The organism is Chitinophaga sp. (assembly GCF_035564935.1).
Classification (GTDB): Bacteria; Bacteroidota; Bacteroidia; order Chitinophagales; family Chitinophagaceae; genus Chitinophaga.
The window spans coordinates 1-11,751 of sequence record NZ_DATMTE010000948.1; the positions used below are offsets into that span (position 1 = coordinate 1).

Genomic DNA, 11,751 nt, shown 5'->3' on the forward strand with positions numbered 1-11,751 from the left:
TACAAAACCATTGGAGGCATTGAAAAATGCCGGTGCTACAGTAGATATTATTTCCCCGGAAGAGAAAACTGTGCGGGCCTGGGCGGAAAAAGACTGGGGAAAGGACTACCAGGTAGACAAGAATATAAAAGAGGTGGTTGCCTCCTCTTATGATGCGCTGGTATTGCCGGGTGGCGTGATGAACCCGGATCATTTGCGCACAAATGATCACGTAATTGCTTTTGTTACCGGGTTCTTCGATGAAAGTAAACCCATTGCAGCTATTTGTCATGGTCCGTGGACACTGATTGAAACCGGTGAATTGGACGGACGGAAAGTAACTTCTTACCCCTCGTTAAAAACGGATCTCGAAAACGCAGGAGCTTTGTGGTCCGATGAAGAAGTGGTGACTGATAAAGGATTGGTTACCAGCCGGACACCTAAGGATTTGCCGGCATTTTGCAAAAAAATGATCGAAGAAATTGTGGAGGGCCCCCATGATCAGCGGGGCGATGCGGCCCATAAAGGAGGCGTGCATCAATTAGGATGATTATCATGTACAGGAGTGGGGCATCTCACTCCTGTTTATTTTTCCCTTTTCTTCTTTTTGTATTTCACTTCTACATTGGCAACGCCGGTATTGAGCATGCCTATCCTGGAAGCAGCTTTGTGCGACAGGTCAATGATCCGCCCAGGTACAAAGGGCCCCCTGTCGTTGATGCGGACTTTCACGCTTTTTCCATTCGCAATATTGATAACGGTAACACGGGTGCCAAAGGGAAGCGTTTTGTGTGCGGCTGTGAGTTCGCGCTGGCGGAAGGTTTCACCGCTTGCCGTTCGTTTACCATTGAAAGAATCAGCATAATAGGAAGCTTTCCCGGTTTCGGTGATTTTCCGGCTACAGGAAGAGGCGCCTGCCATTACCAGGATAATGAACAGCAGTACCCAATTACGTTGTAAGGGTGCAGGGATATACATGCGGATAGCGATTTAGACAACGGCCTAAAAATAAGTCAAATTTCCGAGGCTTTCCCGGAATTTGATGAATGGCGGATGGTTGAACAATGTAGGAGATCAACTGTTTTTATCAGGCACTCATTCTAACAAATTATATATGGCAAAACTTGTAGCGGATCAATTGGTAGACATGTTGGCAACAGCTGGCATTAAACGTATTTATGCCGTAACCGGCGATAGTTTGAATCATATTAACGACGCGGTACGCCGCGATGGCCGGATCCAATGGATTCATGTACGGCATGAAGAAACAGGCGCTTTTGCTGCAGGTGCAGAGGCACAGTTGAACGGCCTGGCTTGTTGTGCCGGCAGCAGCGGCCCTGGGCATGTACATCTTATTAACGGGTTATATGATGCACACCGGTCGGGGGCATCGCTGCTGGCCATTGCCTCTACCTGTGCCACCAATGAATTTGGAAGCGATTATTTCCAGGAAACCAATACCATCAAGCTATTTGATGATTGCAGTCATTACAACCAGGTAGCCGCTACCGCAGAGCAGGCGCCCCGTATGTTGCAGGCTGCGTTACAACATGCAGTACATAAGCATGGTGTTGCGGTTTTAGGATTACCGGGAGATGTAGCTGCCGCTGATGCAAAGGATATTCCTACTTCTACAAAGCTTTATCATCCGAAGCCGGTTATTTGTCCTTCAGCTCTCGAGTTAAAGCAACTGGCGGGCCTGCTTACATCGGCAGAGAAAATAGCCATTTATTGCGGCCTGGGCGCCGTGGAAGCGCATGATGAAGTAGTGGCCCTTTCCCGCCTGTTAAAGGCGCCGGTTGCCTACTCGTTCCGAGCCAAGATGGGTATCCAGCACAACAATCCTAATGAAGTAGGAATGACGGGTTTACTCGGGCTTGCATCGGCCTATAAAAGTATGCACGAAGCAGATGTATTACTATTGCTTGGAACAGATTTTCCCTACACTCCTTTTATTCCTGAAAAGGCGAAGATAATCCAGGTAGACATACAACCGGAAAGACTTGGCCGCAGAGCTACCCTGGAGATGGGCCTGTGCGGGGATATCAGCGATACGCTGAAGGCACTTTTGCCTATGCTGAAAGAAAATACAGATCCTAGTTTCCTGGATGAGATGGTAGCGTTTTACAAAGAAGTGCAAAAGAAAATGCAGACTTATGTAGAGGATACGGGGAAAGAAAATGCGATCAGTCCTGAGTTTGTGGCTGCTACGCTCAATAAAGTTGCTGCTAATGATGCCATTTTTACGGTAGATACCGGTATGACGAATGTTTGGACAGCCCGGTACCTGGAAGGCACTGGTAAGCGGACGTTGTTAGGGTCCTTTAATCATGGTTCGATGGCTAATGCCATGCCACAGGCTATTGGTGCAGCATTGGCCCAACCGGGCCGGGAAGTGTACGCCTTATGCGGCGATGGAGGATTAACGATGTTGCTGGGAGACCTGATGACAATAAAGCAATACCAGCTGCCGGTAAAAGTAATTGTGTTTAATAACCGCGCCCTGGGAATGGTGAAACTGGAGATGGAAGTAGCCGGGCTCCCCGACTGGCAAACGGATATGGTGAATCCTGATTTTGGCGCTGTGGCGGTGGCTATGGGGTTCACTGCTTTCACGGTCCGTAAGCCGGAAGAAGTGGAAAGTACTTTATTGCAGGCAGCAAAAACAGCCGGGCCTGTGCTGGTAAATGTGTTCACCAACCCGGAATCACTGGCTATGCCGCCGAAGGTGGAGTTTGCCCAGATGAAAGGGTTTGCGCTCTGGATGGGAAAACTGATCCTCAGCGGAAGATATGAAGATGTATTTGATGCAGTGAAATCGAACTATAAGCACCTGAAAGATGTGCTGTGAGTATGAATTTACGGGGAGATGATTTTAAGACCATCTCCCCGTAATATTAAAACGGATACCCGATGGCAATATTAAGAATGAGGTTCTTTTTGCGCCATTCCGGATCGCCAAAGTTTATTTTATCAAACACCCAGCGCTCGTTTTCGGGCAGGTAAGGAATGCGGAATGGCATGGCCAGATCCAGTCGTACCACCACGATAGACGCGTCTATCCGCAAGCCAACGCCACCACCTACGGCGATGTCTTTATAGAAAGTATTGAAGGCAAACTTACTACCGGGTTTATCGGGCACTTCTTTCTGCAACCAGATATTTCCGGCATCTATAAATGCCGCCACATTAAACACACTGGCTACGTGTACACGCAGTTCAGAGTTAAATTCCAGTTTAATATCGCCGGCTTCATTGGCCAGCAAAGCAGATGTATCTACCGCCGGGTTATGGTAAGATCCCGGGCCGAGGGTACGCGCCCTGAATGCCCTGATGCTGCTGCTACCACCGGTAAAGAACTGTTTCACGAAAGGCAGTGTGGATGAGTTGCCGTATGGCAAACCATAACCTATCAACAGGCGATTTATCCATTGTTTGCCTTTACCTAATTGCCAATAGTGGCGGGCTTCCGCGGTAAACCTTTCATATTGCGCGAATGAATTTCCCAGCAATGTTTTTTGTCCTGTATCATTTTTTGGAATGATGAGCCCGGCGATATTTCCGGAAATATCGATATTGCCGCTCAGGTAAAAGCTGTGTACCCGGTTGGCCTGCTGGTTGTTATAGGTGATGGTATAGTTGCCTCCCAGGATAAACTGTTTTTCAATAGCGTTACGCTGGCTTGGGTCATTTTTCAGGATACTATCGTATGCAGGTGTTGTTTTAGTTGGCAGTACATAAGTAAGCGCCACAGGTGCAAAAATGTGACTCAGGTATTGTGTGCGCTGCCAGAGGTATTGTAACTGGAGCGTATATGCGTTAAGGTTATACAGGTCTGCGCGGCTGTATAGTTCATAACTGGCGCTTATTCTTGTTTTAGGAACATAAGGGGTACGGATATTCAGGCCCCTGAAAGGCGTGATGAACCGGGGGAAGGTAACCGCCACTTCCGCGCCCAGGCCATATGAGTTAGAACCCCCGGCGCTTTTATTGCCGGTTTGCCATTCGAGTCCACCGCGTAACCCGATTTCCAGTAATGCTGCAGAATGCAGCCAGTTGCGGTTTTTGGCTGTTATTTGTATTTGGGAACCGATAAATCCATTTGATTTTGAGGTACCGCGTAATTCTGTTTGAAGGGAGCGGCGTTTGTAAGGTGTCAGGAAAAGTTTAGCGTCCAGCCAGCCGCTGTCGAGTGCTACCCGGTTGTTTACCATGGCGCGGTAGGTACTTGCCTGCGAGGTATCGCGGGTGTACGTGGCATCCCGGCGGTTAAAATTTCTGCCTGAGGTGTCCCGGCGGTTGGTGCTGTCTCTTCTGCCACCAACGTCTCTCCTTCCTGTAACATTTGCGCCGCCAACTAAATTGTGAACAGCCGTATCGCGTACTGGTGAGAATTGTCCTTTTACAAATTTGAATACTCCCAGGTTAATCAGTCTTTGCAGCGTAATGTTGTGTGAGCTCAGGCGATATAAGCTATCCGGGCGTAAAAAGACGGACCGGTCAAATGCGGAAGATTTGAAACGGTGGACAGAATCTACAATATAAATACCTTTATAGTTTACCGGTGTTCCCTGTGTGGAAGCGGAGTCGTTGTCCAGCGAGTAGTCGGGGAACAGCACAATATCATGCATCTTGTAAGGTCGGAGCGCCAGCAGGGGCGTGTTATCTTTTATCTTTACAAACAGGTCAACCGTACCGCTATTAGTACTATCTACCTGTACCAGTAAATAATCAGGTGTGAAATAATAATATCCCTGTTCTTTCAATGCGGCGTGTATGCGTTCCCGTTCGGCCTTTATAGAATCCAGCGAATAGCTGGCCCCGATGATCAGGGAACTTTCCGGTTTTGTGTATGTTACGGTTTTACCAATAGCGCTGCTGTCTGTTAAATAGGTAACACTTTTAATGGTGTACCGGTGGTTGGGGGTAGCGGTGTAATTGATAGCTGCTTTTTTCTTTCCGGATAATTTAACAGCAGATGTTACTCCTGCCTGGAAATAGCCGTTATCTACCAGGTATTCTTCCAATACTTCGGATGTGTAATCCGGTTTGGCCTGGCTCAATAATACAGGTGGTTCCCCCCACTTTTTACGCAGCAGATAATTTAGTCCTTTTCCTTTAGGCTCATTGCCTAAATTATACAGCCAGAGTTTTATCGGCATTCCCAGGAATTTGCGGTTCCTGTTGGGGCGGATTCTTTTATTCATTCCATCCACCAGGTTGCTATAGTCTTTAGGTTTCTTTTTGGTGATGGTATCTGTTATCCACTTTACGTCGCTGCCAGTATATAGCCGGTCTCCTTCAGGTACGGTGCGCGTGGTACTGCAGGAGCTGACAGCCAGGTAAACCAGGCATATCAGGCAACAGTAAATGATCATATGGCTATTTACTTTTCGCATCGGGCGTTGTCGTATTTTTATCGTCTTTCTTATTTTTTTTAGTATCGCGGAGTCTTTGTTTTTTAGTATCGGATTTAGACCGTTGCAGGATCTCGCGAAATTCATCATAATCCATGATCAGCGCAAAGGCAACACCGGTTTCCACTACCTGTCCTTCGATGATTGTCTGGCTGTCGTTCCGCTGGTAAACCCTTATACGGTAACGACCATCGCGGGTAAGTTTGTATTCCACGGAAATATCCCCGATCAGCGAGCTGGCATTTTGCTGACTACCCTGGAGCATGATATTGGATCCAACGGAAACGGTTAAACGATCATTGAACAGTTGTTTTGAAGCGCCTACTTTCAGGTTGGTAGTTTCCTGTGCTGTACCGGTGGAATAATCTTCCTGGTTTTGCAGATCGAAATTAAGGTCTACTCCCTTGATCAGGTTACCGGCCATGTTATTGAGCTGCTGCGAAAGTATTTTACTTACACTGTTTTTGGCTGCCTGTCCAACGCCGCCGCCGGAGCCGCCATCGAGGGTGTTCATCGGATCATCGGGGATAAAGGAATTTAGCACCAACAATCCCATCACCTGTTTATTCAATTCGGATGGCACCTGGTTGATCTGTTTCAGGCGATTATATGGAGTACCGTTCAGTGTGTTCCTGTCTTTTTCGGCCAGATCCAGCCGGAAGCTGATATCCGGTTTCATCAGGTTTCCCTTGATCATCAGGTATACCTGGAACGGCATCCGTTGTTTATAGGTATTGCGTTGTTCGGCAGACATGCTCTGGAGCTGATCTGCCACCAGGTCGTAGGCAGGCGCATTTACCGTGTATTTGGCGGTGATATCCAGGTCGGCGCTGGTAGCATCGCCGTTAAAGGAAATGAAGCTTCCCTTCTCTATGTCAAAGGAACGTTTAATGAGCTGGTTCAGCGACATTTCGTATTTACCTTCCGTAATTTCATAACGGCCGGTAAGACTCAGCTTGCTGCTGGGATCCAGGGTAGCGTTGATGCTTGCAGTACCTTTTGCCTGCACATAATCGCCGTTTTGTGAATCAATAATGATCTTAATGACAGATTCCGGTGTGATATCCAGGTTACCAGAGAGGAAGATTCCCTTTAACCGGGTAGTTTTAAATTTAATGCTATCCTCACGGGCCAGCAGCGCGGAGTCTATTGGGTTGGATTTATCCACAAATTCTATCACTCCTTCCCTGTTGGCAAGACCGGGTTCTTCCTGTGGTAAGGTCATGGTTACGCTCGACTTATCGCGGAGCTTTACCACGGCGTCAATTCTAGGAAGATCCATTGTTCCGCGGACTTTCACTTTACTGTCTATATAAGCGGGGCCGTAGATCCACTGATCGGGATTTTGCTGACGGCCTAACGCCATGAAGTTGTCTGCAGTAACATCGAGGTTGAAGTTATACCTGGTGAAATCGCGTGTATTGATACGGCCGTCCACCACCAGTTCATTGTTGGCACTGTCTGCTATTACGAGGTTATTCAGTTGTATGCCCCGCTCATCTATTACAATGTCTTCATCGGGCAGGTGGAAAGTACTGCCTATCATGGTTACCATACCTGTGGCATTGTCGAAATGCAGGCTTCCCAATACCTTGGGTGCGGATGGTGTGCCGGTGATATTAAACTGGCCGCTGGCGTTGCCCGACATATGGGTAACATTGCCCATTGTAAAAGGCTCCAGGGAGGCAACGCTTAGTTTATTGATATTCAGTTGGGCATTAATAGTGCTGTCGTAAGTACCGTCTATCTTGACGTCGTTATCGTTTCCTGTTAACCCGGCAGTGAGTTTATACTGGCCCGGGCCGCTGTTTTCCACATTGGCATCGAGGGTGCCCATGCGTGTATTCTTCACCGTTAGACTGTCTACTTTCAGCACTGCATGTATCAGGGGGGACTGATTCCAGTTATGCACGGTTGCTTCCGCATTCAGGATACCATTTGCCAGCAGGGTATCTGTGGCCAGCAGGCCTGTAATAGTAGATAATTTAAAATTGGCAATATTGGCCTGGAGCGCAGGTACTGCACTGGTATCCGGTTGGGTGGCAATCTGGATGGATTGATCGCCCTGCGATAGTTTGATGTTAGCAGTATCGGGAGCGCCATTTTTCATCCGGAGAATATTATTTTCCGCCACTGTCCATTCCTGTTTGTTCAGCAATAGCCCGGGTTTAAGGGACAGTTGCATAGCATTATCTTCCAGGAAACTGAAAATACCGCCCAGTTTATACTTAGGTTGTCTTTTGACATCATCCAGCACCACATCAAAATCAACCACGCCGGTATTGGCGTATGCAGTAAGGTAGGTGTGTTGCAGCGGGAATGAAGGATGTGCCATACGGGCCAGTGAAGTGCCGAGCCGTAAAGTGCTATCCCGGATAGCCAGGCCCAGGCGGAGACTGTCGACCTGCAGGGAATCGTAATTAATTTTAGGAAGATACGCATTCAACGTTAGCAGGCTGCTGTCGCTATTGAGGCGGCCGTTTATTATAAGCGGTACTTCCATGCGCAGGGTAGGGATCATTTGCTGCAGGCTTTTGGGCCACAGCAGGGATGCATTCCATTGCAGTATTTGCCCCGGAGGTACTGTTACAATACGGCCTGAATCTGCAGGCATCAGCGGTTTGTTGATAATATTGGTGAATGCGCCGCCCAGCTTTGTGTAATCGATATGACCGTTAGCGCTGATCAGACCGAACGGGCTTTTTAAAGTAATGTATTGCTGATCTTTGTATTCTGCGGTAAGAGAGATGCTGTCCAGCGGGAATACCTGTCCCTGGGTAGCGATCTGCCATTTTGTTAAGAATGCGCCGCCTTCTATGCGCTCAGGCTCAATGCTATTGAAATCCGCTATGAGGTTTCCCTGCACGGTTAACGGTTCTGTATACCAATGAGTGGCGTAAAGATCGGCCTTGGCCAGTTCCATATTTGCTTTCAGCGCCTGGATGGTGGTATCCACCAGTTGCCCGCTGATATCAAAGGTGGCGGTGATGGCACTGTCTGCGCTTTCGCCTTGTGCCTCAAAGGCCCCGTTGTTGATACCGGCGGTTACACTTACGTCGTGGTACGTATAGGCGTTATAGGTAGCCTCGTCCAACTGGGCTGCTGCTTTGGCGGCCATTTGATTTATCGTATAACCCTGACCGGTCGCGCTTAGTTTTCCTGACATCCAGCCGTAGGTGGTATCATATAGCATAGCTCCCGGGTTAACGTGGAAATATGGAATACTGATGGTGTAGCTGCTGCGGATGCTATCGGTAATATTTACCAGGTGTGCGTTAATATTGGCATTAGCGGTTTCGCTTTTCAGCTGCAATTCCGTTACAAGGTCTTTCATACCTCCTTTAAACATGCCCGTGATCAGCAGGTTTTCCGGCAGGCGGGGCGTATCCGGTAATGTACCGGCGGGTAACCAGGCCCGTAAGGGTTTGTTACCGGATTGTATATAAAGGGAAGGAAGATTGGCGCTGAGCCGGTCCGGGTCGGTAGCATGGAATACCTGGCCGTTATCTGTTTTAATAAGGTTGCCTTCGTGATCGTTAAGGTAAAGTTGTTTGATATTGAGTTCTCCCAGGTTCCCTTTTAGTATAGCCGCCAGCGTTAGTTGTTTATTCCAGAGTGGTGCAAATGATTTGTTTTTGCGGGCATCGGGAATAAAGGGCAGCCATTCACCCAGGGCAACCTGTACAGAATCGAGATTGGCGTCCAGACCAAGTTGATCCAGGTGGTCGGAGATGCCGGACCAGGAAGGAACGGTTACAATTACCTGTTTGCGGAAAATACTTTTGTTGGTTTGCAACAGGAAATTGCGAAGCGCCAGGGAGTAAGGAGTAAACAATACATCCATGTTGGCTTTACGAATGGTAAAGCCGGATTTGTCGCGGGCTGTGAGTGATTTGATGCCCACCATAATGCTGTCGGGCTTATACCGGATATTATTGATTTTACTGGAGAAGCCTGTCAGCAGCAGGTGATTATAGTCGGGATCAGTGCCTGCAGCTTTAGGTGCGGGTCCGCCATTATCGTAGCGTAATGCTAGTTTATTAAGATTTACCTGGTTGGCAAACACCTGCCAGGTATTTGGCGTGGTGTCTTTTGGTGCGGTCGTAATGGTGTCTTTCCCGGGTATCATCATTACGAAGCCAGCGGTATTGCTGATCGTAAGATCGCCCACCTGGATACGGGTAGAGTCCTGATCCAGGTTGCTGTTGCGTAGCTGGAATGCGCCTATTTTCCAGGCAGTGGAGATACCCATTCCTTCGTCTGCATAAAGGAAGCTGCTGTTATTGATCTGTAATTTTTTCAGCAGCAGGTGAAGTGAAGCGCTGTTGGTATCGGCGGGCGGTGGTGGTGGCGCCGAGGTGGTAACAGCAGGCGCTATGTATTGTTGCCGGAAAAAACCTTTTAGTCCATCGAGGGTGATGCCCCTGAACGCGTAAATTCCATCGTCAATCAACAGGTCGTCCGGATCCACATGTAAGCTATCCCAGGTGAGTACAGCAGACATTCCGCCGGGAGCATCCGTATAACTTACTTTTACTTTACGAAGGGAAATATCTTTCAGCCGGAATTGAAGGGTGGTGCCTGTTTCCGGGGCAAGGGTATCTGGTTTACCGGAAGGAGTTACAAAGGCATTTATTGCGAACTGGTAATTGAAAGCGGAGTCGCCGATATGCCGGTATACGTTTACCAGCAGGGTATCCCATTCCAGTTTGTCTATTTTCAGTTCATTGCTGATCAGGGAAAGAAGGTTGTAATGTACTTTCAGGGAGCCGGTATAAAAAAGGGCCTGGTTGGAGGTGTCTGCTACATAAACGTTACGAAGCTCCAGGTATTGCCAGCCTCGTGCGCGCAAATAACCGATCTGCACTTTTGTATGCAGTTTCTTCCGCAGGTATAATTCTCCCTGCTCTCTCAGGTAGTTTTGGACTCCGTTCAGCTGCAGTAATAAAACAGCCATTACGGGCAGTAGAAGCACCGCAACAATAATCCATATAAGCCATCGCCACCAGGGGCGGCCGTGTTTTTCTCCGGTTTCTGCTGGTTCTGTCACTATGATGTATTACAAGCGTAAATTACTGAATATAAACGCAAAAGCGCACTTATGGTTTACTTTACCGGCAGGATAGTGTAACCGGGCGCTTGCCAGCGGGGTACAACAAAATCCATACCTCGGGATACGGGAATAAATAGTAATTGCAAGAATACATTAAATACGGTAACGGGCATACTTTTTTTAGCGGGGGAAAACAAATGGGGTGAGTAGCAAAATGCACAGATTGACGAAATAGAGCGGGCTGGGGTAAGAATTATTTTTTAGTTATCCTGGTTCAGGGCATTCTTATCTTCTTTTTGGATTCTTCGTTTAACTTTATCTACATCTTCCGCAGGGGGAAGGGTTTCCGGCCGTATGCCTCTTTGCAGCAGCAGATTCCTTACAGCTGTGTTGGTATCTACATGTTCTTCTATTATATGGCTTTCTCCTTTCAGATCTTTTTCCTCTATATTATGACTGGTAATTTCTGTGGCAAGGTCTTCAGCCTTAATAGTTACGACAGGAAGGAAATCCGCCAGGGCCCTGCCTTCGGGAATCACCAGTTTCTTTTTCATATCACGGGTGGTGAAGCCGCCAAAAAGGGCCTCATCGCCTTTGGAGCGTATCCTGGCAAATCCGTTATCATCCACTCCCCTTTCATAGATAATCCCTGACAACACTTTTTCGGACCTGGAAAGTTTTTCCCTGGCATTGATGCGGTCGATGTCCAGTAACCGTTTTTCAACAATTTCCTGTTTGCGGGTTTGTACGGCGAAATAGGTTTGGGCAAAGGCGATGGGGTCTTTCTGGGTATCTCCGCTTTGCGCGATGAGATAGCAGGCGTAACGGGTAAGCGCAATATCCTGGAGTTGCCGTAACCCTCCTTTTGGAACTGGTATCGATTTCGTGATATCACGAAAATGATCAGAAACGGTAATTCCGCTGTTTTCACAGGAACTTTTAGCCTTTTCAATGACCTTAAAGAAATTCTCCCATCTTAAGTAACCAAGAATCTGCTGCAATTCCCTGGCGCTCCAACATTCAATTCCTTTGTGTTCGTAACAAGCCTGTTCAAACTGTTTGAACAATGCTTCAATCAATTCTTTTTTCATAAAAAAAATTACGTGATCTCACAATATCGTGATGCACGTAATATACTATATCACTAACCCCGGCGGGTTAACGAAATTCAAACAGTATCAAATTGAAGGAAATTCAATTATTTTATTCCAGGTTTATTCCGTTGATTAAACCTGAAAATATAGTATTCGAGCTGGCCTTTCTTCTCCCGGTCACTTTTGAACTCATCGAGTAATACACTGT

General features: G+C 47.6%; 6 protein-coding genes. 2 read left to right on the top strand and 4 right to left on the bottom strand.

Annotation, left to right across the window (positions count from 1 at the left end):
• Positions 1–529, top strand: a 529-nt coding sequence (locus VN105_RS24600; RefSeq protein WP_325645227.1) for a type 1 glutamine amidotransferase domain-containing protein, incomplete at its 5' end; no start/stop codon positions are given.
• A 35-nt stretch (positions 530–564) separates the two neighbouring features.
• Here VN105_RS24600 and VN105_RS24605 read toward each other — a convergent pair.
• On the bottom strand, positions 565–957 hold the full coding sequence (locus tag VN105_RS24605; RefSeq protein ID WP_325645229.1) for a septal ring lytic transglycosylase RlpA family protein: 393 nt from the start codon (positions 955–957) through the stop codon (positions 565–567).
• A gap of 136 nt (positions 958–1,093) precedes the next feature.
• Between VN105_RS24605 and VN105_RS24610 the strand changes: the two genes are divergently transcribed.
• A complete protein-coding gene (locus VN105_RS24610) occupies positions 1,094–2,830 on the top strand; it encodes a thiamine pyrophosphate-dependent enzyme (RefSeq protein ID WP_325645231.1) in 1,737 nt (578 codons plus the stop codon).
• 46 nt (positions 2,831–2,876) lie between these two features.
• Here VN105_RS24610 and VN105_RS24615 read toward each other — a convergent pair whose 3' ends face one another.
• The 3 genes from VN105_RS24615 to dinD all read right to left on the bottom strand — a co-directional run bounded on the left by VN105_RS24615 (position 2,877) and on the right by dinD (position 11,540).
• Entirely contained in the window at positions 2,877–5,378 is a 2,502-nt protein-coding gene (locus tag VN105_RS24615) for a BamA/TamA family outer membrane protein (RefSeq protein WP_325645233.1), read from the bottom strand.
• The gene (locus tag VN105_RS24620) at positions 5,362–10,353 is read right to left on the bottom strand and encodes a translocation/assembly module TamB domain-containing protein (protein WP_325645235.1); all 4,992 of its coding nucleotides are present in this window, start codon (positions 10,351–10,353) and stop codon (positions 5,362–5,364) included. The genes VN105_RS24615 and VN105_RS24620 overlap by 17 nt, the downstream gene beginning before the upstream one ends.
• Before the next feature lie 356 nt (positions 10,354–10,709).
• Entirely contained in the window at positions 10,710–11,540 is an 831-nt protein-coding gene (gene dinD, locus VN105_RS24625; protein WP_325645237.1) for a DNA damage-inducible protein D, read from the bottom strand.
• Between the last annotated feature and the right edge of the window lie 211 nt (positions 11,541–11,751).

Excerpts from the sequence above, each read along its gene's own strand:
- VN105_RS24615 (WP_325645233.1), bottom strand. The coding sequence starts at position 5,378 with ATGCGAAAAGTAAATAGCCATATGATCATTTACTGTTGCCTGATATGC.
- VN105_RS24605 (WP_325645229.1), bottom strand. The coding sequence starts at position 957 with ATGTATATCCCTGCACCCTTACAACGTAATTGGGTACTGCTGTTCATT.
- VN105_RS24620 (WP_325645235.1), bottom strand. The coding sequence starts at position 10,353 with ATGGCTGTTTTATTACTGCAGCTGAACGGAGTCCAAAACTACCTGAGA.
- dinD (WP_325645237.1), bottom strand. The coding sequence starts at position 11,540 with ATGAAAAAAGAATTGATTGAAGCATTGTTCAAACAGTTTGAACAGGCT.
- VN105_RS24610 (WP_325645231.1), top strand. The coding sequence starts at position 1,094 with ATGGCAAAACTTGTAGCGGATCAATTGGTAGACATGTTGGCAACAGCT.